We start from the raw sequence: 23009 nt of genomic DNA on the forward strand, positions 1-23009 counted from the left end.
GCCGGCGCTAAACCTGGCTTGCGAGGCCATCCGCTTCCGAAAGCTGCAGCACCTGCACGCGCAGGCCGCGCTCGAAGCGGCTCTGCAGAATGCGCCACGTCGAAAGCTCGAACTCCGGCTCGACGCCCTGTTCCACCTGCGACTTTGCCGCGGCCGCAGTCGGAAACGCGCCTACATAGCACCACCGGTCGATCAGGTGGTAAACATCCGCGCCGTTAGTCGTGTCCTGTTCCTGCACGAGCACGGCGCCGACAAACGGCCAGGGCGCTGCGCCGAGGTCGGCCGGATCGCGCCTCGACACGCGCGGCACGCGGTTGAAAGCGGGCTTGAGCGATGCGATCCATTGCGCCTCGACGAGCAACGCGCCGAGCTCGCCGCCGGTCGGACGCCATTCCACCCTGCGCACCTGCTGCGCCATCCGCTGTTCGCGCGAGGAGCGCCGCTCGCCGCTGAGATGTGCACGCACACGCTGACGCACCCGTACGCTGCGCCCTACGTACAGCGGCACATCGTTTTCGCCATAGAACGCATAAACCCCGTGGCCTGCAGGCGCCGTATCGATGAGGTCGTCGGTGATATCGCCGGCCAGCACATGACGGCGCGTCGTGCGCTCGATCTGCGCCGCCAGCACCTCGGCGCCGACCAGCCCTGGCAGGCGCTGCCAGAACTGCCAGAGAAGGTCGGCATCAGCCAGTGCGCGATGACGGTCCGAGGGCACGAGCGCATGGCGCTCGACCAGCGCATCGAGACCATGGCGTTTCTCGCCCGGGAACAGCGCCCGGGAGAGGCGTACGGTGCAGAGCACGTCGGGGTTGAAGGAATAGCCGGCGCGCTCGAACTCGGCGCGCAGAAATCCTCGGTCGAAGGCCGCGTTGTGCGCGACGAAGAGCTTGCCCGAGAGGCGCTCGTGAAGTTTCGCGGCAATGTCGGCGAAGACCGGTGCACCGCGCACCATCTGATCCGTAATGCCGGTGAGTTGTTGAATGAAGGGCGGGATAGGCTGACCGGGATCGACGAGCGTGCTCCATCGTGTCACCTGCCCCTGCGCCACCTCGACGACGCCAACCTCGGTAATTCGATGCTCGCCTACCGAGCCGCCTGTCGTTTCCAGATCCACGAAAACGAGAGGCAGTTCGCCAGCAGCGGGTGCGGCGCTCAAGGAACATTCAAACATGGTGAAACGGCAGCACAAAATGAATAAGGAGCAAAGTATGCACCGTTTGGACGCGGTGCGGCTACGACTCGCGGCACGGCCGGCTCAACCCTTCACGTTTTCGCGGTAACCAGAAGCAGGGAATACGGACGGCCCCAGGGTTTTCCCGATTAAATGCGCCGCTGTAAATAACAGAAACTCACTTTCATCAAAATATCAATATGTCAAAAACAAAAAACCCCAGGTATTTTCCCGGGGCTCGATGCTTCAGCGGCGCGCACACGACGAGCGCCCGCACTTTCGTTAGAGCGGCTGGATGTTCGCGGCCTGCTTTCCCTTCGGACCGACCTTGACGTCGAACGACACACGCTGGTTCTCCTTCAACGACTTGAAGCCGTCGGCACGGATTTCCGAGAAGTGCGCGAACAGATCGTCGCCGCCGGCGTCAGACGTGATGAAGCCAAAGCCCTTTGCATCGTTGAACCATTTGACAATACCGGTTTCCATGTTTCAGTTTCCCTCGAGATTTAATGACGCGGGCATTAACCTCGCGCCGTAATACACTAGCCAACTTCCGCAATCCTCTGCGTCGAGCAAATCCACGACCTGCAATTGAAGGGGAACGAAAATCAGCCTTGCCGTTATACGGGGAACGCCTTTCGCCAGTCAAGCGAATTTTTTATAACAGGATTCCCGTTTCAAAGATAAAGCGGTTCGGATCAAAGCGTCTCGAGGAAAACGTATGCGATCCAAATGAACATGACGCAGGTCATTATCACCCTATTATCTCGACCAAGTCATTGGCACCGGAAAAATTTGCCGAAATGTAACCATTCGTGTCAAACGTAAGTGTTTCTCCCGGTTGTTCGAGTAATACATTCAATTCATGATGCTCATTATGATCGGCATCGGAGACTCATCATGCTGACGACTCTGCGGCAATGGATTCATTGGCTCGTACAAACCGAGGGGATTACGCCGACGGCGGAGGAAGCCGAGACCTATGGCGCATGGCACGGGGACCATTGGCACAACCTGCTGTGTTCCCCTATGGACGCGAGGCACTACGTGATGGAAGACTGGAGCATGCAGCCAGAGCCGCCCGAAGTGAAGGCTAGATAAGGGTGCGTGGCGCGTGCGCGGTTGATGGAGGCAAAAAAAAGCGCGGCTTGAAAGGCCGCGCCGACAAAGGTTTGGAGATCTTTTTCGTCAACGAAAAAGTCTGCTTCGGAAAGCAGCACTTGCAGTATAGCTGGACACACGTCCGACGATTAAGCGCGCGGGGCACAACCATGTGTTACCTCGAACGCAATAATCGAGAAAACGGGACGTTCGCTTGTTTTTCGCGGTCGATTGTTGTCGCGGTAGCACAACGCTCATGCGGTTGACAGTCGCACACGCCCAACCCGAAATCCGCCGAAACCCCTTATCCAGCGGGGCTTGAGGCGCGCCAGATAATCATTTCCAATATCGCAATACATTATTGCGTAAATCGGAATCCCCGGTCTTCGAGCACCCTCTCTACACTCTGCCTGTCTGGAAACCGACTCGGACGGATTGGCTCGGACGGACTGTCTCGGACGGACTGTCTCGGACAGATTGTCTCTGACGGATTAATTCGTCCCATGCGAACTTGCCTCTCGCTGCGCTTCGCGTGGACGGTTTCCCAAACGGGGTTCAACGAAACCCATCTCTGTTCTCGGAGTTTACAAAGATGAAAAAGACTCTCATGGTCGCTGCCCTGTCGGGCGTTTTTGCAACGGCTGCACACGCGCAAAGCAGCGTTACGCTGTACGGCCTGGTCGACGCAGGCATCACCTACGCAAACAACGCCGGTGGTCACAGCCTCTGGAAGGCGACGAGCGGCACGGTCAACGGCAGCCGTTGGGGCCTGCGCGGCTCTGAAGACCTCGGTGGCGGTCTGAAGGCCATCTTCACGTTGGAAAATGGCTTCAACATCCAGAACGGCACGCTGGGCCAGTCGAGCCGCATGTTCGGCCGTCAGGCTTTCGTGGGTCTGGCTAGCAACCAGTTCGGTGCGGTCACCCTCGGTCGTCAGTATGACTCCGTGGTCGACTACCTCGCACCGCTGTCGAACACCGGCACGCAATACGGTGGCACGATTGCCGCTCACCCGTTCGATAACGACAACCTGAACAACTCGGTCCGTTTCAACAACACGGTCAAGTACTCGAGCATCGACTACGCTGGCTTCAAGTTCGGCGGCACGTACTCGTTCTCGAACAGCACCAGCTTCGCGAACAACCGTGCATACAGCTTCGGCGCCAAGTACAGCTGGGGCGGCCTGAACGTTGCTGCAGGCTACCTGCAAACGAACAACGACATCAACAACCTGCAAATGAACTCGAGCTCGTTCTCGGGCGCGCAGGCCGGTGACTTCACGTTCGCAGCAGGCCGTCAGCGCACGTTCGGCGGCGGCGTGAACTACACGTTCGGCCCGGCGACGGCTGGCTTCGTGTACACGCAAACGAACCTGAGCAACGCAGTCGGCATCTCGGCGGCGCAGTCGGGCAGGTCCAACGGCCTTGCCTTCAACGCCACCAGCGCGCGCTTCCAGAACTTCGAAGGCAATATCCGTTACGCTCTGACCCCGGCTCTCAGCCTGGCTGGCGCGTACACGTACACCCGTGGCAACTTCGGCGGCGGCGAGAACCCGAACTACAACACGGTCGCACTGCAGTCGGACTACGCACTCTCGAAGCGCACCGACGTCTACCTGCAAGGCGACTGGCAGCACGTTTCGTCGAACCCGCAGAACATCGGTGCGTACCTGAACGGTCTCGGCTCGGCATCGACCCGTCAAGACCAGGTTGCTGTGACGGTTGGTATGCGTCACCGCTTCTAAGCAGCACACGGCTGGCCGTTTCGGCCGGCACACTGCAGCTGAAAAGGCACCCTCGGGTGCCTTTTTTCATTTCTACCGCGGCTTGCTGCTCACGCGCCGGGCGGCGGGTAGCGCACGTCGAGCACGTCGATGGGCTCCGGCCCCGCAGGGGTATGCAGCGTGACCTGATCGCCGATCTTCGCTTTCAGGAGCGCGCGCGCGACGGGCGAGATCCAGCTTACGTGACCTCGGTCGAGATCGACTTCGTCGATGCCGACGATCGTGATGGTATGCGCCTCGCCGTCCTGCGTACCGTACTCGACGGTGGCGCCGAAAAACACCTGATCGACACTCTCCTGCCGGCTGCTGTCCACGACTTCAGCGAGATCCAGCCGCTTCGTGAGGAAGCGGATGCGGCGGTCGATTTCGCGCAGGCGACGCTTGCCGTAGATGTAGTCCCCGTTTTCGGAGCGGTCGCCATTCGAGGCCGCCCACGAGACCAGCTTGACCACTTCGGGCCGCTCCTCGTCGATCAGATGGAGCAGTTCGCTGCGCATGCGCTCATAGCCGGCGGGCGTGATGTAGTTCTTCGTGCCGGCGGGAATCTCGGGGTAACCGGTTTCGAGATCGTCGTCGTCGCTATCGGTCGATTCTTTGACAAAAGCCTTGTTCATGATGGATCACTGCTGTGCATGTTGCTGTGCGTGTTTCTGTGCATGCGCTGGCTCGCTGATTTGCTGCCTCGCAGCCGACCTGACTGACCGGATACCGCCAGCGTACACGAACCTCGGCCCAGGACAAATCGCGATAAGGGTCTTCCCTTTTTTTGAACCTTTGCTATAATCTCACTTCTGCGTGCGGCTGTAGCTCAGTTGGATAGAGTACTTGGCTACGAACCAAGGGGTCGTGGGTTCGAATCCTGCCAGCCGCGCCACTTATTCGAAGCGTTTCCCAGTTGCTGTTCGGGAAGGGTTTCAGGCAGTATCGTGTTGTACCGCGTGTTGTACTGCTTTTGCGTGCGGCTGTAGCTCAGTTGGATAGAGTACTTGGCTACGAACCAAGGGGTCGTGGGTTCGAATCCTGCCAGCCGCGCCACCAATCGAAGGGCCTTTCCGAAAGGAAAGGCCCTTTGTCTTTTTAGCGCCGATAGCCGAGTCCCCTGCCCCCGTCTTACCGATCGAAGGCGACTTAAGGTGATCTAAGGCGACCTAACGCGGCGCAGCCCCAATGTCGCCGATCTGTGCGTCAGGACGCGGCAAATCCTCCACATCGCCAATGGCACTAGGCTCCGCCACGGGCTCCATGCCCGAACCGATCAGCGTTTGAGGCTGGCGCAGCATCTCCCCGACAGTCTCGCCAAAGCGGCTCGCCACGAACGCCCGCAGCAATGCCTCGCGCGTCGTCTCTCCGCGGGCCTCGACCACGCGAGGCTCGCCCTCGAACTCGGCCACACATGATGCGGGGTCGCCTTCGCGCAGTTCGACGCGTCTGGAGCGATCGAGCACCACGCCCGCCGCTTCCCACGAGTCGGTGGGCATGAAGCGGCCGTCCCAGGGGCGCCCGCGATCGTTGCCGCGCACGGCAACCGTCTCGCCGCTGTCCGTGAAATAGATCTCGCGCACGAAATCCGGCAAGCTGCGCGCGACCCAGTAGTCGAGCGCGAGGCCGGTCAGTTCAGCTACATTCATTTCGTGTCCCTCGTTGCGGGTCACCGGAAGATCGCGCCATGACCGGTATGCCCGAAGGCTGCCGCAAATATACGGCCGATGCGATAACGCTAGATTACCGCGCCGGGCGCCTCATGACAGCGGTCCGCGTCACGCACCACGGCCGCACGGCGCATGCGCCCAGAGCTACGCATCGATCAATAATCGGCGCGCTCGCGGTCGATGCGCATACCGCCATCATGGCGATGGTGACCTTCGTCGCTCGGACGCTCGCGCGCTATGCGCATCACGTCCGGATTCGTGCGCACGCGGCGCATGACATTCGCGAGGTGCACGCGATCGCTCACCTGAATCACGAAGCGCAGCAGGTTCGACTCCTGGGCGAGATCGTCGTCCATGGCGATGTGCACGATATTGGCGTCCGCCGACGTGATATCGGCAGCCACCCGCGCGAACACGCCCTTGGTGTTCTTGACGAGCACCTTCACCGCGACGTCGAACAGGCGCCCCGGCTGCGGCGCCCACGCCACGTCGATCCAGCGGCCCGGATCGCGGCGATGGATGCGCTGCGCGACGCGGCAGTCCGTCGTGTGGATCGCCATGCCAAGCCCGATGCCGATATAACCCATGATGCTGTCGCCCGGAATCGGACGGCAGCACGCCGAAAGCTGCACGGACATGCCTTCCGTGCCCGTGATGACGACCGGCGGTGCCGCAGGCGCGTTCGGATCGCGCGGCGGATGATGGTGCTCGGGGTCATCGGCGTCCTGGCCGCTCATCAGCACTTCGATGCGCTTGGCCATGACGGCCGCCACGCGCCGGCCGAGGCCGATGTCCGCGAAAATTTCCTGGCGGTCCTTGTTGCCGGTCCACAGAACCAGCTTCTCCCAGACTTCCGGCGTGACTTCCGAAAGCTGATAGCCGTAGCCCTTGAGCGCTTGATCCACTAGCCGCTCGCCCAGTTGCACCGACTCCGTGAGACGCATCGTCTTCAGATAGTGCCGGATCGCGGAGCGCGCCTTGCCGGTGCGCACGAAGCCTAGCCACGCGGGGTTCGGCTTGGAGTACGGCGCGGTGATCACCTCGACGATGTCGCCGCTCTTCAGTTCCGTGCGCAGCGGCAGCAGTTCGTTGTTGATCTTCACGGCCACGCATTGATTGCCGAGGTCGCTATGGATCGAATATGCGAAGTCGAGCGCCGTGGCGCCGCGCGGCAGCGCCATGATCTTCGACTTGGGCGTGAAGACGTAGACGGCATCGGGGAACAGGTCGATCTTGACGTGTTCGAGGAATTCGCTCGAATCGCCGACCTCGCTCTGGATGTCGAGCAGCGACTTGAGCCACTGGTGGGCGCGCTTCTGCACGTCGTTGAGGTCGGCGCCGCCGTTCTTGTAGAGCCAGTGCGCGGCGACCCCCGCTTCGGCGATCTCGTGCATCTTGCGCGTGCGCACCTGGAACTCGATGGGCGCGCCGAACGGGCCCACCAGCGTGGTGTGCAGGGACTGATAGCCGTTCACCTTGGGAATGGCGATGTAGTCCTTGAACTTGCCCGGCACCGGCTTGTAAAGCGCATGGAGCGCGCCGATGCACGTGTAGCACTCCAGCGCCGATTCGACCACGACGCGAAAACCGTACACGTCGAGCACCTGCGAGAACGACAGCTGCTTGTCGCGCATCTTCTTGTAGATGCTGAAGATGGTTTTCTCGCGGCCCGTGACTTCGGCATCGATCTTCGCGTCGGCGATCGCGCGCTGCACCGCTTCGAGAATCTTGCTCACCACCTCGCGGCGATTGCCGCGCGCGGCTTTCACCGCCTTTTCGAGCGTGGCGTAGCGATTCGGATTGAAGTTCGCGAAGCTCAGATCCTGCAGTTCGCGATAGGTGTTGTTCAGGCCGAGGCGGTGCGCGATCGGCGCGTAGATGTCGATGGTCTCGCGCGCCACGCGGCGGCGCTTCTCGGGCGGCACCGCGCCGAGCGTGCGCATGTTGTGCAGCCGGTCGGCGAGCTTCACGAGAATCACGCGCACGTCGCGCGCCATCGCGAGAAGCATCTTGCGGAAGTTTTCCGCCTGCGCTTCCTCGCGATTGCGAAACTCCATCTTGTCGAGTTTCGACAGGCCATCCACCAGTTCCGCGACCTTGGGACCGAAGCGCTCGGCGAGTTCGGTCTTGGTCACGCCCTGGTCTTCCATCACGTCGTGCAGGAGCGCGGCCATGATCGACTGCGCGTCGAGCTTCCAGCCGGCACAGATTTCGGCAACGGCGACGGGATGGGTGATATAGGGTTCGCCGCTCTGGCGATATTGCCCGAGGTGGGCTTCATCGCTGAAGTGGAACGCCGCCTTGACCTCCTTGATTTCCTCGGGGGTGAGGTAACCGGAGAGCGCTGCGGTCAGATTGGCGATGGAGACGACCCCGTGCTTGCGGGGCTGCTCCGGCGTCGCAGTCGGTCCGAACAGATGTCGAAACGACTGTTCGAGGACCGCGTCGATGTAATTGCGCGCGGGGCTCGCAGTCTCGGCTTCCTGGTCCACTTCCGTGGCCGGCGAGGGCGTGGTGCTCATGTTCCCCTCCGTATCAGGTTTCGCGTTGACGATTCAAGCCGGTTGTTGCAGTTGCGCGGCACGAACTACATGATTAGCGCAGATGCGTGCGAAGGCGCCCTTAGACGGGCACCTTCTTCAGCATCTCGAGGCCGACCTGGCCAGCCGCGATCTCGCGCAGCGCGACGACGGTAGGCTTGTCGCGGCTTTCGATCTTGGGCGTGTGACCTTGTGCGAGCTGGCGAGCGCGATAAGTCGCGGCGAGCGCCAGTTCGAAGCGGTTCGGAATCTGTTTCAGACAGTCTTCGACGGTGATGCGGGCCATGTCGGGTTCCTTCTCATTCTCAGCAGATTCTTATTCTACCTTATGTGCCCGATGCGCCGGGCTGCGGGTGGTGGATACCGAGCTGCACGAAGAGCTCGGTATGCCGCGCATATTGCGAAGCGAAGCGCAAGCGCGTTGCGCTCACGATATTGCGCAGCTCCTGCAGCGCGCGATCGAAGTTCTCGTTGATTACTACGTACTCCGATTCGCTTGCGTGCGCAATCTCGCTGCCCGCTGCCAGCAGGCGTCGCGTGATGACGTTCGGCTCGTCTTCGCCGCGCTTTTGCAGACGGTCGGCGAGCGCTTCGAGCGACGGCGGCAGGATGAAGATTTCCACGGCATTGCGGAACTGCTTCTTCACTTGCTGCGCACCTTGCCAGTCGATTTCGAGCAGGACGTCATGGCCGATCTTCATCTGATCTTCGATCCACACGCGCGAGGTGGCGTAATAGTTGCCATGCACTTCGGCGCTCTCGAGAAACTCCCCGGCAGCATGGCGCGTAAGGAAGTCGTCGACGGTCGTGAAGTGGTAGTGCTCGCCATCGCGCTCCTTCGAGCGCGGCGCACGCGTCGTGTAGGAAATCGACAGGCGAATCGCACTGTCTTCGGCGAGCAGCGCGTTCACGAGCGTCGACTTCCCCGCACCCGAGGGCGCCACCACCATGAAGAGGTTGCCGGGATACATCCCTGCGTACGGGTTGCGCTTCTTGTCCTGCGGCTTGTCGGTCATGTTCGTTGCTTCCTTCATTCGAGATTCTGTACCTGCTCGCGCATCTGCTCGATGAGCAGCTTGAGCGTCATCGAGGCGTCCGCCAGTTCCTTGGCCGCCGCCTTCGAGCCTAGCGTGTTCGCTTCGCGGTTGAGCTCCTGCATCATGAAGTCGAGGCGCTTGCCGACACGGCCGCCCTTCTCGATCACATGGCGCGTTTCGTTCAGATGCGCCGTGAGACGCGAAAGCTCTTCGGCGATGTCGATGCGAATGCCATAGATCGTCACTTCCTGGCGGATGCGCTCGGCAATTTCTTCACGGGAAATGTTGCCGATGCTGCCGCCGTTACCGTTGCTGTCCGGCGCGACGATGCCGAGCGCCTCCTGCAGACGCTCCACGATCTTCTGCTGATGCTTCGCGATCAGTTCCGGCACGAGCGGCGTGATGCGCGCGACGATCGCTTCCATTTCGGTGACGTTCGCGAGCAGCATGTTGGCGAGCTGCGCGCCTTCGCGGGCGCGCACTTCGATCAGGTCGGCGATCGCCTGCTTGCCGCAGCCGAGCACCGCGTCGCGCAGCACCTCGGGGGCGACACCGCTCTCCGCCAGCACGCCGGGCCAGCGCAGGATCTCGCCGGTGCGCAGGTGGCCCGATTCGGGGAACGCCTCGAGCACGGCACGCTCGAGCACGGCGAGCTGGTCGAGCGCTTCGCGGTTGAGCGCGCCGGCATTGGCGCCCTGCTCGCTGCGCTGGATGTTGATGCGGATGTCGACCTTGCCGCGCGAGAGCTTCGTCATCAGCATCTCGCGCAACGTGGGCTCGCACACGCGCACGTCTTCGGGCATGCGGAAGTTCAGGTCGAGAAAGCGCGAATTCACCGTGCGCAATTCCACGGAGACACTGGCGCCGCCCGTGCCCGATGCCGCAGCGAGCTCGCGCGTGGCGCTTGCATAGCCAGTCATGCTGTAAATCATGGTTCGTCTCGCGAAGGAGCCGTGACGACGTGCGGCGCTCGCGCGGGTCACGGCGGAGGAATCGAGGCGCCCGGCGTGTAGTCGCGAACGGACAATTACGCAGGGCGGAGAAACCGCATTATCCCATTTTTGACGTCGCACTCCCTCTCGCGCAGGCCGCATGGCCCGCCCGGCCGCAACGCGCTCCTTGCCGGCTTCCCGCTGGCTTCCAGCCGCGCGTTCGTGACCCGCGCGAAGGCGGTAAAATTACAGTTTTCCCTTCCCTCGTTTGCCTCGCGCACGCCCCACAATGATCCAATCCAGCCAGCGCCCCTCCGGCCGCGCCGCCGACCAGCTTCGCGAAGTCCGCATCACCCGCCACTACACGAAGTACGCCGAGGGTTCGGTGCTCGTGGAGTTCGGCGACACGAAGGTGCTGTGCACCGCGAGCGTGTCCGAAAGCGTCCCGCCCTTCCTGCGCGACAAGGGCCAGGGCTGGCTCACCGCCGAATACGGCATGCTGCCGCGCGCCACCCACACGCGCAGCGACCGCGAAGCCGCGCGCGGCAAGCAAACGGGCCGCACGCAGGAAATCCAGCGCCTGATCGGCCGCGCGATGCGTGCGGTGTTCGATCTCGAGGCACTCGGCGCGCGCACCATCAACCTCGACTGCGACGTGCTGCAGGCCGACGGCGGCACGCGCACGGCGAGCATCACGGGTGCGTTCGTTGCCGCGCACGACGCCGTTTCGAAACTGCTCGCCACGGGCCGCATCGAACGCTCGCCGATCACCGACTACGTGGCGGCGATTTCGGTGGGCGTGTACGAAGGCATGCCGGTGCTCGATCTCGACTACGACGAAGACTCGCAGTGCGACACCGACATGAACGTCGTCATGACGGGCTCGGGCGGCATGGTCGAAGTTCAGGGCACGGCCGAAGGCGCGCCCTTCACGCGCACGGAACTGAACGCGCTGCTCGACCTGGCGCAAAGCGGCGTCCGCTCGCTGATCGACAAGCAAAAGGCGGCGCTGGAGATCGCGCATGGCTGATTCGCAAGCTAAAACGGCGGAGCAAGCGCTCTCGCGCGTCGTGCTCGCCTCGAACAACGCGGGCAAGCTGCGTGAGTTCGCGGCGCTGCTCGGCGCGGCGGGGATCGAGCTGGTGCCGCAAGGCGCGCTCAACGTGCCCGAAGCCGACGAACCGCATCCCACCTTCGTCGAGAACGCGCTCGCCAAGGCTCGTCATGCGGCAAAGCTCACGGGGCTGCCCGCGCTCGCCGACGACTCGGGCCTGTGCGTGCGCGCGTTGCGCGGCGCGCCCGGCGTGTATTCGGCGCGCTATGCGCAGCTCGCGGGCGGCGAGAAGAGCGACGCGGCGAACAACGCGCTACTCGTCGCGAACCTGAAGGACCACGCGGATCGCCGTGCCTATTACTACTGCGTGCTCGCACTCGTGCGCCATGCCGACGACCCCGAGCCGCTCATCGCCGAGGGCCGCTGGCACGGCGTCGTGCTCGATGCGCCGCGCGGCGACAACGGCTTCGGCTACGACCCTTACTTCTACGTTCCCGCGCTCGAAGCAACGGCCGCCGAACTCGATCCGGCGCTCAAGAACGCGTCGAGCCACCGCGCGATCGCCTTGCGTCAACTGCTCGCGCGCCTCCAGGAGGAAGCGTGAGTCAGCAGCATCAAACGGGCATCGACGTGGTCCGGTCGTTCACGATGCCTGGCAGCATTCGCCTGAGCTCGCTGCCACCGCTCGCGCTCTACGTCCATTTCCCGTGGTGTGTGCGCAAGTGCCCCTATTGCGACTTCAACTCGCACGAGTGGAAAGGCGAGCGCTTTCCCGAAGACGATTATCTCAGTGCGCTGCGCGCCGATCTCGAACAGGCGCTGCCGCTCGTGTGGGGCCGCCAGGTGCATACGGTGTTCATCGGCGGGGGCACGCCGAGCCTGCTTTCCGCGGGAGGGCTCGATCGCCTGCTTTCGGATGTGCGCGCGCTCCTGCCGCTCGACGCCGATGCAGAAGTCACGCTCGAAGCGAATCCCGGCACGTTCGAGGCCGCGAAGTTCGCGCAGTTTCGCGCGAGCGGCGTGAACCGTCTCTCGGTGGGCATCCAGAGTTTCAACGAAGGGCATCTGAAGGCGCTCGGCCGCATCCACGACGCGGCGCAGGCGCGCCATGCAGTCGAAGTCGCGGCCAACACCTTCGACAATTTCAACCTCGATCTGATGTTCGCGTTGCCGCAGCAGACGCTCGCAGAGTGCCAGGCCGACATCGAGACGGCGCTCTCGTTCGCGCCACCGCATCTGTCGCTCTATCACCTGACGCTCGAACCGAACACGCTCTTCGCTAAATTCCCGCCCGCGCTGCCCGACGACGACCAGTCCGCCGACATGCAGGACTGGATTCACGAGCGCACGTCCGGCGCGGGATACGGACGCTACGAGGTTTCGGCTTACGCACAGCCGAACCGCCAGTGCCGGCACAATCTCAATTACTGGCGATTCGGCGACTATCTGGGAATCGGCGCGGGCGCGCACACGAAGCTCTCGTTTCCGAACCGCATCGTGCGCCAGGCGCGCTACAAGCATCCGGCGACCTTCATCGAGCAGGCGCGCGCGGGCACGCCGATCCAGGAGGAGCACGAAGTGAACGCGCGCGACTTGCCGTTCGAATTCATGCTCAACGCGCTGCGACTCGTGGAGGGTTTTCCGGTGCATCGCTTCATCGAGCGCACGGGCCTGCCCATCACGACGATCGAACCGGCGCTGCAGGAAGCCGAACGGCGCGGGCTCATCACACGCGATTACGAAAAAATCGCGCCGACCGAGTTAGGGCAGCGCTTTCTGAACGATCTTCAGGCGCTGTTCCTGAAGGATTCGCACTGAGGTCGACGCGTTGATCGCTTGGGCGACTGCCGCCGCGCCCACGTTTCGGGTTACAATGCGCGGCTCCGGAGGTGTGGCAGAGTGGTTGAATGCACCGGTCTTGAAAACCGGCGAAGGGGTAACCCTTCCGTGAGTTCGAATCTCACCGCCTCCGCCAGTCCCAGACACCTGGCCTTGTCACACGATGCCGTGCCAGCGTTCGGAAAAGGCCCTTCTGTTTCGCCCCGCCTCTCTTCTGTTTCGCCCCGCCTCTTGTAGCTGCCGCCGATCCTCTGAATGCGGTTCCGCCCGAGACGACGCGGCGACTGTGGCGGGAACGATAGTCAGGACTGCCATCCATCTAGTCTGGCAGGACCGCAGCGCGATGCGAATCCCGTTTCTCATCGCATCGTCCGGTCGATCGCACCACCAGGGGGCCCGAGAATAAAGGGTCGAAGCGATTACTCGCGCTGCCCAACGTGCAATCGCCCATCGAATCCACTAGGTGAAAACCCTAATCATGAGGTAAAATCCTACCGATCGATGGGAAAAATCACCATGCCGCACCAATACCAACTGCTCGAAAAATTCGCGTTTTCGCTCGTCGTCCTATTTGCCGTGATGTGCTCGAGCTACATCGCATGGGAAAGCTCGCCCGATCTTCGCGAGAACTTCCAGGTCGGCAAGGAATTGTTCCTCAAGAGCGGCGAATATTCATATGCCTGTGCGACGACCGTCGCCGACCCCTGCGCGCAGTTCCCCGTCGAATAAGCGGTAAGCCCCGCCTTGCATCTCGTCCCTGCGCGCGTGCCGTGTGCGACGCGGGACACTGCTGATTGCTTCCCGCTGCGTATCGACTAAGCTCAATTCAGGTTCCGCCACCGAGCTTGTTCGAGATGCTCATCTGCGTACACGGTTCTTGCGGTTCGCCATCACCTCGCGCCACCCTCGCACGGCGCCGAGGTCTGGTTTTGCTGCTCGGCGTCCTCGGGTGCTTCGGCGCCTGCACGATCACGCCGCCGCCCAAGCCGCTCGTCGCCATTCCCCCCGCGGCAATCAACAGCGCAACACTTGACGACTACCGCGCCGAAGTCGCGAAACACATTGTCGAGCGCAACCCGTCGTATGTCCTGCACGGCACGCCTCAGGCCATGCTGCGCTCGCTGGTGGTCGTCTCCTTTACGGTCGATCGCAACGGTCAGATCGTCAAGTCATCGGTGTTCCGCACCAACGGCGACAACGACGCCGAAATCACCGCCCTGGCGACGCTGCGCCATGCCGCACCGCTCCCCCCGCCACCGGGCCGCCTGCTCAACCCGGCGGGCCAGCTCGAGATGTTCGAGGACTGGCTCTTCAACGACAACGGCAAGTTCCAGCTACGCACGCTCGCCTCTCCGCAGGCGCAGAACTTCCAGTGACGAACGCGGCCTGCGCCGGCGCCTGAGCACCGGCTGTCGCTTTCGCTCGTCTTGCGCCTGCCTTGCTGCCCGGCGCGCACGGTCGTTATAATTTTTCGCTATCCCCGCCGGCACCCGCCGGCCACGCCTCCCGCCACGCGTCATCCACGCCGCCGCGCGAGGCTTCGACCGCGCTTCCGTCCGCCTGCGCCTATCGGCGCGCGCCATGGCCGGTCAGGAAACCGCACGCTGCGTGGGCGCTGTGCGTTGCATACCGGCAAAGCGTCGTCGGCTGACAACCTCCGCCGGAGCAGCGGGCGCCACGCATGCGGCCGCCACGCTTTCGAGCCCGAACAAAGACTCCCGCGCGCCCTGGCAAGTCCCAGGCGCCAGCGCGCGTCACAACGACTGGAGACCCTTGAATGTCCACCTCCCCCATTTCGCCCGCGCGCGCCGATCAGGCGAGCACGGCGAAGCAGCAAAGCACGGCGCGCGTGATATTCGCGAGCTTCATCGGCACCGCGATCGAGTTCTACGACTTCTATGTGTACGCAACGGCCGCCGCACTCGTGATCGGCCCCGTGTTCTTCCCCCACGGCTCGGCCACGGCGCAGGCACTCTCGGCGTTCGTGACGTTCGGCATTGCATTCGTCGCGCGGCCGATCGGCTCGTTCATCTTCGGCCACTTCGGCGACCGTATCGGCCGTAAATCGACGCTGGTGGCCTCGCTGCTCGTCATGGGGGTCTCCACCACGCTGATCGGCTTCCTGCCCGGCTTCGACGCGATCGGCAGCCTTGCACCGGTCCTGCTGTGCATCCTGCGCTTCGGCCAGGGCATCGGTCTCGGCGGCGAATGGGGCGGCGCGGCGCTTCTCGCGACCGAGTACGCACCGCAAGGCAGGCGCGGCTGGTTCGGCATGTTCCCGCAGCTCGGGCCGTCGGTCGGCTTTCTCGCCTCGAACGGCCTCTTCTTCGGGCTCGCTTCGACGCTCTCCGACCAGCAGTTCCGCGACTGGGGCTGGCGCGTGCCGTTCATCGTGTCGGCGGTGCTCGTCGCACTCGGTCTCTACGTGCGTCTCAAGATCGCCGAAACGCCTGCCTTCAAGGCCGCCGTCGAGCGCGAGGAGCGCGTCAAGGTGCCGGTCGCGACGTTGCTCTCGAAGCACTGGGTGCCGACGCTGCTCGGCGCGCTCGCGATGGTCGTGTGCTACACGCTGTTCTACAACGCCACGGTGTTTTCGCTCTCGCACGGCGTGACGGCGCTGCACATTCCCCGTCCGACCTTCCTCGGCATGCTGTGCATTGCGGTGGTGTTCATGGGCATCGCCACGCCGATCTCGGCCCGGCTCTCCGACCACTTCGGCCGCAGGCCGGTGCTGATCGTCGGCTGCATGCTGGCGATTCTCTCGGGCTTCACGATGGAGCCGCTGCTCGGCAGCGGTGCAACGCCCCTCGTGCTGCTCTTTCTCGTGATCCAGCTGTTCCTGATGGGCGCGACCTTCGCACCGATGGGCGCGCTACTGCCCGAGCTGTTTCCAACGAGCGTGCGCTACACGGGCGCGGGCGTGGCGTACAACCTGGGCGGGATTCTCGGCGCGTCGGTCGCGCCGTATATCGCGCAGGTGCTGGCCGCGCGCGGCGGTCTCTCGTGGGTTGGCGCCTATGTGTCGATCGCAGCGTGCGTGAGCCTCGTCGGTGTCCTGTGCATGCGTGAGACGCGCCACACGTCGCTGACATAACACATCACGCCTCAGCGAAAAAGCGGAGTCCGCCTTGCGGACTCCGCTTTTTTTGTGCTCCTTCATCGCGCTTTTTGGTCGCTTTGGGCGCGCGCGAGGCGTGTCTATACTCGAATCGACAGGCGGGAACGAATCTCGGGGAGGCGCCGACGATGAACCTGCATCTGACCAACGCGGACATTGTTCTGATCATCGCCCTCGCCCTGGGCATCTCACTCCTGCTGGCGTTCCGCCTGCGCACCGCAAGTTGGCGCGCCGTGTTGCTCGAAGCGTTGGCGGCGAACGCCGCGGCAATTGCCGCGGTCGTCGCAATCGAAATGCTGCTCGCTTGAGGTCCACCGCGGACAGTCACGCCGCTGGCGCCACCCGGTCTGGCGGACCTCAGCGATAGTAGTAGCCGTGATGGTAGCCGCCGCCGTAATAGCCGCCGGCCGGCACCACGATGCAGCCGCCCAGCGAAGCGGCTAGCAATGCGCCAGCGATGAGGGTAAGCGTCAATCGTTTCACAGTGTTCCCCTTCGAGTCAGTGTCGATGTCCGGCCATGCGATATCGGGCGGGACGGTTCAGATTGAACACGACGGCGAAGGCGTGAGGCGTTGCAATTTGTAAGCAGCGGTATGGCCCATGTAACAGCCTGAGCGTCAAACCGCAGCGGCAGGCGGGCCAGACGCGCGCCTGCAATACAGACGCGACACTTTTAACAAGCTCGTAATGCAGAAAGCGCGTAAGACGACGCCGCGAAAACGCGCGGCGCGACGCGAAGATTCAGGCAGCGCGAGCGCGCGAAGGTTGCGTGGATGTGCCGCCGTCACGCGCAGGATAGATGCGATCGACGGCATCGATCGCCACCTGCACGGGCGGCACATGATGGCCGTCGCCGATCGAGATCGAGCGATTGGGCGCATGCACGCCGCTGTGCCCGGCGTCGGTCGACACGAAGACCATCACGGTCGGCTTGAGCAGCGCGTGGCTCAGATGCACGAAGCCTGTATCGGTGCCGACCACGAGCGCGCAATCCTCGATGCGCTGCGCGACCTGCGAAACCGTCAGGCGCGGCAGCACCGTCGAGCCCGGTATGAGCGCCGCGATCTCACGCGCTGTGGCGTGCTCGGCGTCGGAGCCCCACGGCAATTCGATGCGCAGGCCGCGCGCAACCAACGCATTGCCCAGTTCGCCCCAATGGGCGACCGGCCACTTCTTCTCGTCCTTCGATGTCGCGTGAAAGAACAGTGCCGTGGGCGCGTCGGGCGCGGGCAGCGCGGTGCCGTCGCGCGGAATGCGCATCTGGAAGTCGGGCGGCGTGTCGACCGTGTAGCCGAGCGCCTCGCCGGCGCTGATGCGCAACCCATGCCACGCATTGCATTGCGGACGCGGACCGAAGCGCCCGTTGTATGCGAAGGCCGCGCCACGCTCGCCGAGATCCTGCGAGAGATAGCCGAAGCGGCGGCGCCCGCGCGCGATAAACGCGATGATCGCGCTCTTGTACACGCCGTGAATATCGATGATGGCGTCGTAGCGCTGGGCGCGCAGTTCCGAGATCGACGCCCAGATCGCCTTGAGGTCGCCCCAGCGGCGCGCTTTCTTGAAACGGCGCAGCGGCGCGCAGAGCACGCGGTCGACGCCCGCGTTCCAGCGCACGATATCGGCGAAGGCTTCGTCCGCGGCCCAGTCGACCTTCACGCCTGGAAATGCGCGCTGCACGTCCGCAACGACCGGAAGCGCTTCGACGATATCGCCGAGCGAAGTCACTTTGACAATCAAAACTCGTTTCATTGTGCTGCGGACCGCAGGTCCGATGCTCCAGTCTGCCAGTAATTTCCTGAGATTTTAGCCGACTAACCTTGCGGCAGCCTGAGGAAACGTTGGTGAGAACGAGCGATATCGGCCCTTTTTTCAAGACCCGGCGAAACGTCGACAACGCGCCGCAAACATACCGGGCCCCACACGCCACTGCGCGTCGAGCCCGGCATGGACGATCCGCGAGGGATCGACAAAAGCGGTCAACGGATCACGCTAGTAGATCACGACCGGCGCGGGTCTCATGTACATCGGCCGCGCCGGCACGACGATGCAGCCCGCCAGCGTTAGCGCGAGCATGGCCGCCGCGAGCAGCTTTTTACTCATGATGCGCCCCCTCCCGGCTCGTCAGGCGGCCCAGTGACCTTCGACCCAGTGCCAGTTCGGGCCATGCGCGATCCAGTGTCCCGCCACCCAGTGATACCCCACGCGCCCGGCCTGCCAATGGCCCCTCACCCACACGTACCGGCCGTGGTCCCAACGCCAGTGGCCTTTGTCCCATACGTAGCCCACGCGCGGCGCCGGCACCACTTCCACGCGCTCGACGGGCGGCGGCGCGCTCGGCTCGACAACGACGATTTCGGCGAATGCGGGAGCCGCCACGGCGCACGTGCCGGCGGCGAGGATCGCAGCCTTCGCGATGAAGAGGCGAATGGAGTTGTTCATGTTGATCACCCTTGATTTGGACGCCGTGATTGGCGTCACCCGATCAATGCGCGAGCACGGCGCGGCGCTGACATCGGCGGTGTTACGGCACAGGGTGAAGTGAAACCGGATATTTCGGCAAAGGCGCGCGCAAAGGCGGAAGCGATACGACAAACGGCGCGCGCAGCGCAGCAGCTGCGCGCGTTGAATCTCAGGCCTGCGGAATCTCGATCTTGACCTCGAGCACTTCGAGATCGTCCTGACGTTCGAGGCTCACGCGAATGTCTTCGTCGGAGATCTTCACGTACTTCGAGATCACCGCGACCAGTTCGCGTTGCAGGGCCGGCAAATAATCGGCGGGCGGATGGCCGCCTGCGCGCTCGTGAGCAATGATGAGCTGCAGGCGTTCCTTCGCTACCGAGGCGGACTTCTTCTTCTCGCCGAGAAAAAACGAAAGAAACGACATGACGTGCGCCTCCTTTACTTGCTACCGAAGAGGCGCTGGAGCAGGCCCGGCTTCTGGTAATCGGTGAAACGAAGCGACTTGTCCTCGCCGAGAAAGCGCGACACGACGTCCTTGTACGACTCGGCGACATCGGTGCCGTCCATATGCACGGCAGGCAAACCCTGATTCGATGCGTGCAGCACCGCTTCCGATTCGGGAATCACGCCGATCAGCTCGATGCGCAGGATCTCCTGAATGTCGCTGAGCGACAGCATCTCGCCCTCGCTCACGCGCTTCGGGTTGTAGCGCGTGATGAGCAGGTGCTCCTTGATCGGGTCCTTGCCTTCGATCGCCCGCTTCGTCTTCGACGACAGCATGCCGAGGATACGGTCCGAGTCGCGCACGGACGACACTTCCGGGTTCGTCACCACGAGCGCTTCATCGGCGAAGTGCATCGCAAGCAGCGCGCCCGACTCGATGCCCGCGGGCGAATCGCACACGATGTACTCGAAATCCATCTTGCGCAGGTCCTCGATCACCTTTTCCACGCCTTCCTTCGTGAGCGCGTCTTTATCGCGCGTCTGCGAGGCCGGCAGGATGAAGAGGTTTTCGCACTTCTTGTCCTTGATGAGCGCCTGATTGAGGTTCGCCTCACCCTGGATCACGTTGATCAGGTCGTACACGACGCGGCGCTCGCAACCCATGATGAGGTCGAGATTGCGCAGGCCCACGTCGAAGTCGATGACCGCGGTCTTGTGGCCGCGCAACGCGAGGCCCGATGCGAAACTCGCGCTCGTGGTCGTCTTGCCGACACCACCCTTGCCCGAAGTCACCACAATGATTTTTGCCATTCCCTTACCTTGCGTTCGTCAGTTTCTCAGTTTGGTCTCATCGTGCCCTGCTCAAACACGCGCGCATTGCGCGGTTTGCGTGCATGCGCCCGAACAGGGATCAGGTGAGCCTCAACGGTTCGATCAACAGCTTTTCTTCCGACAGCCGGACTTGAGCCGGCTTGCCTCGCACATCGTCGGCGAGCGGCACTTCAGTGGTACGGTAGATGCCTGCAATCGAAATCAGTTCCGCCTCGAGGCTCGTGCAGAAAATGCGTGCGTCGTGGTTGCCGTGCACGCCCGCAAGCGCGCGGCCGCGCAACGGCGCGTAAATGTGGATGTTGCCTTCGGCGATCACTTCCGCGCCGTTGGACACGAGGCCGAGCACGACCACGTCGCCCTTCGCGTAGATGCGCTGGCCCGAGCGCAGCGGCCGGTCGATCACGAGCGTGGGTTCCGCGCGCGCGCCCGATGCACCGGCGTCGAGCGTCGCCGCCGCGGCGATATCGGCGGCGGCGGGATCGGCTTCGGCGGAAAAGAGTTCGGGCTGCGCAGGGCTCGCTTGCGATACGGCCGCATCTGCGGCAGACGCCGGGGCCGATGCCTCGCCCGCGCTCGCCGGCTCTTCGCCGCCCGGCTTCCCACCCGCGCCGCGCCGGTCGCGCGCTTCGAGGAACGGCAGCCCCGCTTTCGCGGCCCAGTCGTGCTGCCCGGGTTGCGCGACCACGCCCACCGGGCGCATGCGCACGCTCTCGAGCAGACGCGCGATGTCGCCAAGCGCCACCTCCTCGCCGTCGGCGAGACGCCGCACGTCGATCGCGACGGTATCGTTGGCGAAAAATTCGGGCGTCGCCTCGAAGCGCCGCGTGAGCTCGGCGCGCATGGCATCGAGCTCGGTCGTCTTGACCACGAACAGAAGCGTATCGACTGAACCGCTCTTCAGTTCAAAATATGGCGATTTCCTGGGCGACATGGCGTTCGGCTAAAAATTTTGCGTATTTTACAGGCGCGGGCGCACACGGCCATTATTTTTCATGGTGTATTCGGCCAGATTCGCCGCCGAATTCGCCGGCACAGACGGGCACGCAACTATGGGCGCAAGAAAACGCGCGAGGCGCGAGCGCACGCATGCGCACGCGATCGGCTTGGGGTTCTATTCGCAGGGAGGTGAGACGCGCGCGCGGCTGCACACAGCAGCGCCCACGTCATCCATTACGGCGACGGCGCAGACTGCGTGCGCCCGCCAACGGCGCGCATCAGCAGCGTTTCCCACTGCTCTGGCTGTTGCTCGCTACGCGCATGATCGCCGGTGGCGACGAAGCCGAGACGCTCGTAAAAGCGCATAGCCGTGGTGTTGGTGTCGGTCACCCAGGCGTAGACCTCGGTAGCGCCTTCGCTCACGAGCCAATCGATGGCGCTGTTGACGAGCAGTTCGCCACCGCGCAGATGACGTACCGCGGGCGCGACCCAAAGCGCCGATACGAACGCGCGGCGCGCCGGCGCGCTCTCGAAGCTCGCGCCGATCAAACCGGCCGGATGGCCCTCGGTGTAGAGAATGAACGACGTGCTCGTGTGCGAGTCCGCATGCCGGGCCGCCGCGGCGTCGAAAACGGCCGCATCGGCGGATAGCGCGTCTTCGAGCGTGTCGCCGAATGCATAAGGCGCGTCGCGCAGCGAAGCCGTTCGAAGCTCGCGGAGCACGGCACCCTGATCGGCGGCGGTACGGCGAACGGTCAGTGACGGACTCATGCAGTCGTAAACCCCAATAAAACGCTAACGCGTAGCTTTAACCGAACTGGCTTGAGAGTCAAATCCTTATTGGAGAAGTGCCGGCACACGACGCCCGGCGCGCGAGCCTTGACAGACGGCCCCAGAGGCCGCACAGCCGCGCTCACGGGGCCTCGTAGCCGCCCGTGCCGTCCGGCCAGGGCGTGAGCAGCTCGTAGCCGTCGTCGGTGACGGCGACCATGTGCTCCCACTGCGCCGAGAGCGAACGATCCTTGGTGACGACCGTCCAGCCGTCGCGCTGCACCGTCGTGCCGGCGCGGCCCGCATTGACCATCGGCTCGATCGTGAACACCATGCCAGGTTTGAGGCGCACGCCCTGCCCCGGCTGGCCGTAGTGCAGCACCTGCGGTTCCTCGTGGTAGACCTTGCCGATGCCGTGGCCGCAATACTCGCGCACGATCGAGAAGCCGTCTGCCTGGGCGCGCTTCTGGATAGCGTTGCCGACATCGCCGAGCGTCGCGCCCGGCTGCACCTGACGGATGCCCGCAAGCATCGCCTCGTAGGTCGTGTCGATCAGCTGGCGGCCGACCGTACTCGGCGTGCCGACGCAGTACATGCGGCTCGTGTCGCCGAAATAGCCGTCCTTGATGACGGCCACGTCGATGTTGATGATGTCGCCGTCCTTGAGCACCTCGTTGCGGCTCGGAATCCCGTGGCAAACCACGGAATTGACGGACGTGCAGATCGTCTTCGGAAAGCCGAGGTAGCCGACGTTGGCGGGCACGGCCTTGAGCCTGTTGACGATGTAGTCGTTGCAGATGGCATCGAGGTCGTCGGTCGAAACGCCGGGCTTCACGTGTTCGCCGATCATCGCGAGCACGTCGGCGGCGAGCCGGCCCGAAATGCGCAGGCGGGCGAGATCGTCGGCAGACTTGTAGGTGATAGGCATCAGTGGGCTGAAATGGGGCGCGGCAGCGCAAGAAGACGCTTCGCCGCAAATTCAAAGGAACGATTGTACCGGCGCTGCAGCGCTGACGGCGCCGCAACCCGTGGCGGGCCGGGCACCGGATTCTGCTATCTCCAGCTGTTCGAGCGCAAGCCACTGTCACGGATGTAAAACATCTTACATCGCGAATCGGCGGTGCGATCGCACGCCTCCGGGAAAAGTAGATCGCGATCGCGACGTTGGGCTCGCCCCGTGCGAATGGCAGGACGCATAGACAAACGGCACGCAACCAGTGCGACGCGCCGCTGCATCTGAAAAGCAAAAACCCTGCAGCGGGCAAGCACGGGTTTTCTGAATTTGGCGGATAGGGGCGACTTAGCCGAGCGGGGGCATACAGTCTCGAACAAGGTCGAA

25 protein-coding genes and 3 tRNA genes are annotated in these 23009 nt (G+C 63.5%); 12 read left to right on the forward strand and 16 right to left on the reverse strand.

What is annotated here, in order from left to right; all coding sequences use genetic code 11:
- Positions 1-7 precede the first annotated feature (7 nt).
- Positions 8-1174: an exonuclease domain-containing protein gene (locus VSR34_RS09845; protein ID WP_342962405.1), complete on the reverse strand. Its 1167-nt coding sequence runs from the start codon at positions 1172-1174 to the stop codon at positions 8-10.
- 282 nt (positions 1175-1456) lie between these two features.
- The gene (locus tag VSR34_RS09850) at positions 1457-1660 is read right to left on the reverse strand and encodes a cold-shock protein (protein WP_028205165.1); all 204 of its coding nucleotides are present in this window, start codon (positions 1658-1660) and stop codon (positions 1457-1459) included.
- Between the two features lie 414 nt (positions 1661-2074).
- Between VSR34_RS09850 and VSR34_RS09855 the strand changes: the two genes are divergently transcribed.
- Positions 2075-2275 (forward strand): hypothetical protein, encoded by a 201-nt coding sequence (locus VSR34_RS09855; RefSeq protein ID WP_042289142.1) that lies wholly within the window; start codon positions 2075-2077, stop codon positions 2273-2275.
- 592 nt (positions 2276-2867) lie between these two features.
- Entirely contained in the window at positions 2868-4019 is a 1152-nt protein-coding gene (locus VSR34_RS09860; RefSeq protein ID WP_028211656.1) for a porin, read from the forward strand.
- 89 nt (positions 4020-4108) lie between these two features.
- Here VSR34_RS09860 and greB read toward each other — a convergent pair whose 3' ends face one another.
- Complete coding sequence (greB, locus tag VSR34_RS09865; protein ID WP_028211655.1) at positions 4109-4672, reverse strand: transcription elongation factor GreB; 564 nt, start codon at positions 4670-4672, stop codon at positions 4109-4111.
- 183 nt (positions 4673-4855) lie between these two features.
- Between greB and VSR34_RS09870 the strand changes: the two genes are divergently transcribed.
- Positions 4856-4932, forward strand: a tRNA-Arg gene (locus VSR34_RS09870).
- An 84-nt stretch (positions 4933-5016) separates the two neighbouring features.
- Positions 5017-5093, forward strand: a tRNA-Arg gene (locus tag VSR34_RS09875).
- Between the two features lie 113 nt (positions 5094-5206).
- On the opposite strand, the gene VSR34_RS09880 is transcribed toward VSR34_RS09875, so the two are convergent.
- The 5 genes from VSR34_RS09880 to VSR34_RS09900 form a co-directional block, all read right to left on the reverse strand.
- Positions 5207-5686 carry a phage protein NinX family protein gene (locus VSR34_RS09880; protein ID WP_028211654.1) on the reverse strand — a complete coding sequence of 160 codons (480 nt, stop codon included), beginning with the start codon at positions 5684-5686 and terminating at the stop codon, positions 5207-5209.
- A gap of 176 nt (positions 5687-5862) precedes the next feature.
- Positions 5863-8229 (reverse strand): bifunctional (p)ppGpp synthetase/guanosine-3',5'-bis(diphosphate) 3'-pyrophosphohydrolase, encoded by a 2367-nt coding sequence (locus tag VSR34_RS09885; RefSeq protein WP_028211653.1) that lies wholly within the window; start codon positions 8227-8229, stop codon positions 5863-5865.
- Between the two features lie 100 nt (positions 8230-8329).
- Positions 8330-8533, reverse strand: a complete 204-nt coding sequence (gene rpoZ, locus VSR34_RS09890) for a DNA-directed RNA polymerase subunit omega (RefSeq protein ID WP_006400783.1) — start codon at positions 8531-8533, stop codon at positions 8330-8332.
- 40 nt (positions 8534-8573) lie between these two features.
- Entirely contained in the window at positions 8574-9263 is a 690-nt protein-coding gene (gene gmk, locus VSR34_RS09895) for a guanylate kinase (protein WP_028211652.1), read from the reverse strand.
- Between the two features lie 14 nt (positions 9264-9277).
- A complete protein-coding gene (locus tag VSR34_RS09900) occupies positions 9278-10216 on the reverse strand; it encodes a DUF1732 domain-containing protein (RefSeq protein WP_028211651.1) in 939 nt (312 codons plus the stop codon).
- 289 nt (positions 10217-10505) lie between these two features.
- Here VSR34_RS09900 and rph point away from each other — a divergent pair, with 289 nt between their 5' ends.
- From rph to VSR34_RS09940, 8 genes are all read left to right on the forward strand, one after another.
- Entirely contained in the window at positions 10506-11246 is a 741-nt protein-coding gene (gene rph, locus VSR34_RS09905) for a ribonuclease PH (RefSeq protein WP_028211650.1), read from the forward strand.
- On the forward strand, positions 11239-11874 hold the full coding sequence (gene rdgB, locus VSR34_RS09910) for an RdgB/HAM1 family non-canonical purine NTP pyrophosphatase (protein WP_342962406.1): 636 nt from the start codon (positions 11239-11241) through the stop codon (positions 11872-11874). The genes rph and rdgB overlap by 8 nt, the downstream gene beginning before the upstream one ends.
- Entirely contained in the window at positions 11871-13088 is a 1218-nt protein-coding gene (gene hemW / locus VSR34_RS09915) for a radical SAM family heme chaperone HemW (protein WP_342962407.1), read from the forward strand. The genes rdgB and hemW overlap by 4 nt, the downstream gene beginning before the upstream one ends.
- A gap of 67 nt (positions 13089-13155) precedes the next feature.
- Positions 13156-13245 (forward strand) — tRNA-Ser (locus VSR34_RS09920).
- Positions 13246-13625: 380 nt separating this feature from the next.
- On the forward strand, positions 13626-13838 hold the full coding sequence (locus VSR34_RS09925) for a hypothetical protein (protein ID WP_028211647.1): 213 nt from the start codon (positions 13626-13628) through the stop codon (positions 13836-13838).
- Positions 13839-13963: 125 nt separating this feature from the next.
- On the forward strand, positions 13964-14485 hold the full coding sequence (locus tag VSR34_RS09930; RefSeq protein WP_342962429.1) for a TonB family protein: 522 nt from the start codon (positions 13964-13966) through the stop codon (positions 14483-14485).
- Positions 14486-14886: 401 nt separating this feature from the next.
- A complete protein-coding gene (locus VSR34_RS09935; RefSeq protein WP_028211645.1) occupies positions 14887-16203 on the forward strand; it encodes an MFS transporter in 1317 nt (438 codons plus the stop codon).
- 152 nt (positions 16204-16355) lie between these two features.
- Positions 16356-16535 carry a hypothetical protein gene (locus tag VSR34_RS09940; RefSeq protein ID WP_028211644.1) on the forward strand — a complete coding sequence of 60 codons (180 nt, stop codon included), beginning with the start codon at positions 16356-16358 and terminating at the stop codon, positions 16533-16535.
- Positions 16536-16584: 49 nt separating this feature from the next.
- Here VSR34_RS09940 and VSR34_RS09945 read toward each other — a convergent pair whose 3' ends face one another.
- The 8 genes from VSR34_RS09945 to map form a co-directional block, all read right to left on the reverse strand.
- Positions 16585-16710: a hypothetical protein gene (locus VSR34_RS09945; RefSeq protein WP_255217796.1), complete on the reverse strand. Its 126-nt coding sequence runs from the start codon at positions 16708-16710 to the stop codon at positions 16585-16587.
- Between the two features lie 259 nt (positions 16711-16969).
- On the reverse strand, positions 16970-17977 hold the full coding sequence (gene waaC, locus VSR34_RS09950; RefSeq protein WP_342962408.1) for a lipopolysaccharide heptosyltransferase I: 1008 nt from the start codon (positions 17975-17977) through the stop codon (positions 16970-16972).
- A 372-nt stretch (positions 17978-18349) separates the two neighbouring features.
- The gene (locus tag VSR34_RS09955) at positions 18350-18667 is read right to left on the reverse strand and encodes a YXWGXW repeat-containing protein (protein ID WP_028211641.1); all 318 of its coding nucleotides are present in this window, start codon (positions 18665-18667) and stop codon (positions 18350-18352) included.
- 190 nt (positions 18668-18857) lie between these two features.
- Positions 18858-19112, reverse strand: a complete 255-nt coding sequence (gene minE / locus VSR34_RS09960; protein WP_027795398.1) for a cell division topological specificity factor MinE — start codon at positions 19110-19112, stop codon at positions 18858-18860.
- Positions 19113-19126: 14 nt separating this feature from the next.
- Entirely contained in the window at positions 19127-19942 is an 816-nt protein-coding gene (minD, locus tag VSR34_RS09965) for a septum site-determining protein MinD (RefSeq protein ID WP_028211640.1), read from the reverse strand.
- Positions 19943-20042: 100 nt separating this feature from the next.
- A complete protein-coding gene (gene minC, locus VSR34_RS09970; RefSeq protein WP_028211639.1) occupies positions 20043-20894 on the reverse strand; it encodes a septum site-determining protein MinC in 852 nt (283 codons plus the stop codon).
- Between the two features lie 239 nt (positions 20895-21133).
- Positions 21134-21670: a GNAT family N-acetyltransferase gene (locus VSR34_RS09975; RefSeq protein ID WP_028211638.1), complete on the reverse strand. Its 537-nt coding sequence runs from the start codon at positions 21668-21670 to the stop codon at positions 21134-21136.
- A 142-nt stretch (positions 21671-21812) separates the two neighbouring features.
- Positions 21813-22598, reverse strand: coding sequence for a type I methionyl aminopeptidase (gene map, locus VSR34_RS09980; RefSeq protein WP_028211637.1), 786 nt, complete (start codon positions 22596-22598; stop codon positions 21813-21815).
- Positions 22599-23009 lie beyond the last annotated feature (411 nt).

This window comes from Paraburkholderia sp. JHI2823, from assembly GCF_038900695.1.
In the GTDB taxonomy this organism is placed as follows: Bacteria; Pseudomonadota; Gammaproteobacteria; order Burkholderiales; family Burkholderiaceae; genus Paraburkholderia; species Paraburkholderia mimosarum.

Excerpts from the sequence above, each read along its gene's own strand:
- VSR34_RS09845 (WP_342962405.1), bottom strand. The coding sequence starts at position 1,174 with ATGTTTGAATGTTCCTTGAGCGCCGCACCCGCTGCTGGCGAACTGCCT.
- VSR34_RS09850 (WP_028205165.1), bottom strand. The coding sequence starts at position 1,660 with ATGGAAACCGGTATTGTCAAATGGTTCAACGATGCAAAGGGCTTTGGC.
- VSR34_RS09855 (WP_042289142.1), top strand. The coding sequence starts at position 2,075 with ATGCTGACGACTCTGCGGCAATGGATTCATTGGCTCGTACAAACCGAG.
- VSR34_RS09860 (WP_028211656.1), top strand. The coding sequence starts at position 2,868 with ATGAAAAAGACTCTCATGGTCGCTGCCCTGTCGGGCGTTTTTGCAACG.
- greB (WP_028211655.1), bottom strand. The coding sequence starts at position 4,672 with ATGAACAAGGCTTTTGTCAAAGAATCGACCGATAGCGACGACGACGAT.
- VSR34_RS09880 (WP_028211654.1), bottom strand. The coding sequence starts at position 5,686 with ATGAATGTAGCTGAACTGACCGGCCTCGCGCTCGACTACTGGGTCGCG.
- VSR34_RS09885 (WP_028211653.1), bottom strand. The coding sequence starts at position 8,229 with ATGAGCACCACGCCCTCGCCGGCCACGGAAGTGGACCAGGAAGCCGAG.
- rpoZ (WP_006400783.1), bottom strand. The coding sequence starts at position 8,533 with ATGGCCCGCATCACCGTCGAAGACTGTCTGAAACAGATTCCGAACCGC.
- gmk (WP_028211652.1), bottom strand. The coding sequence starts at position 9,263 with ATGACCGACAAGCCGCAGGACAAGAAGCGCAACCCGTACGCAGGGATG.
- VSR34_RS09900 (WP_028211651.1), bottom strand. The coding sequence starts at position 10,216 with ATGATTTACAGCATGACTGGCTATGCAAGCGCCACGCGCGAGCTCGCT.
- rph (WP_028211650.1), top strand. The coding sequence starts at position 10,506 with ATGATCCAATCCAGCCAGCGCCCCTCCGGCCGCGCCGCCGACCAGCTT.
- rdgB (WP_342962406.1), top strand. The coding sequence starts at position 11,239 with ATGGCTGATTCGCAAGCTAAAACGGCGGAGCAAGCGCTCTCGCGCGTC.
- VSR34_RS09925 (WP_028211647.1), top strand. The coding sequence starts at position 13,626 with ATGCCGCACCAATACCAACTGCTCGAAAAATTCGCGTTTTCGCTCGTC.
- VSR34_RS09930 (WP_342962429.1), top strand. The coding sequence starts at position 13,964 with ATGCTCATCTGCGTACACGGTTCTTGCGGTTCGCCATCACCTCGCGCC.
- VSR34_RS09935 (WP_028211645.1), top strand. The coding sequence starts at position 14,887 with ATGTCCACCTCCCCCATTTCGCCCGCGCGCGCCGATCAGGCGAGCACG.
- VSR34_RS09940 (WP_028211644.1), top strand. The coding sequence starts at position 16,356 with ATGAACCTGCATCTGACCAACGCGGACATTGTTCTGATCATCGCCCTC.
- waaC (WP_342962408.1), bottom strand. The coding sequence starts at position 17,977 with ATGAAACGAGTTTTGATTGTCAAAGTGACTTCGCTCGGCGATATCGTC.
- VSR34_RS09955 (WP_028211641.1), bottom strand. The coding sequence starts at position 18,667 with ATGAACAACTCCATTCGCCTCTTCATCGCGAAGGCTGCGATCCTCGCC.
- minE (WP_027795398.1), bottom strand. The coding sequence starts at position 19,112 with ATGTCGTTTCTTTCGTTTTTTCTCGGCGAGAAGAAGAAGTCCGCCTCG.
- minD (WP_028211640.1), bottom strand. The coding sequence starts at position 19,942 with ATGGCAAAAATCATTGTGGTGACTTCGGGCAAGGGTGGTGTCGGCAAG.
- minC (WP_028211639.1), bottom strand. The coding sequence starts at position 20,894 with ATGTCGCCCAGGAAATCGCCATATTTTGAACTGAAGAGCGGTTCAGTC.
- VSR34_RS09975 (WP_028211638.1), bottom strand. The coding sequence starts at position 21,670 with ATGAGTCCGTCACTGACCGTTCGCCGTACCGCCGCCGATCAGGGTGCC.
- map (WP_028211637.1), bottom strand. The coding sequence starts at position 22,598 with ATGCCTATCACCTACAAGTCTGCCGACGATCTCGCCCGCCTGCGCATT.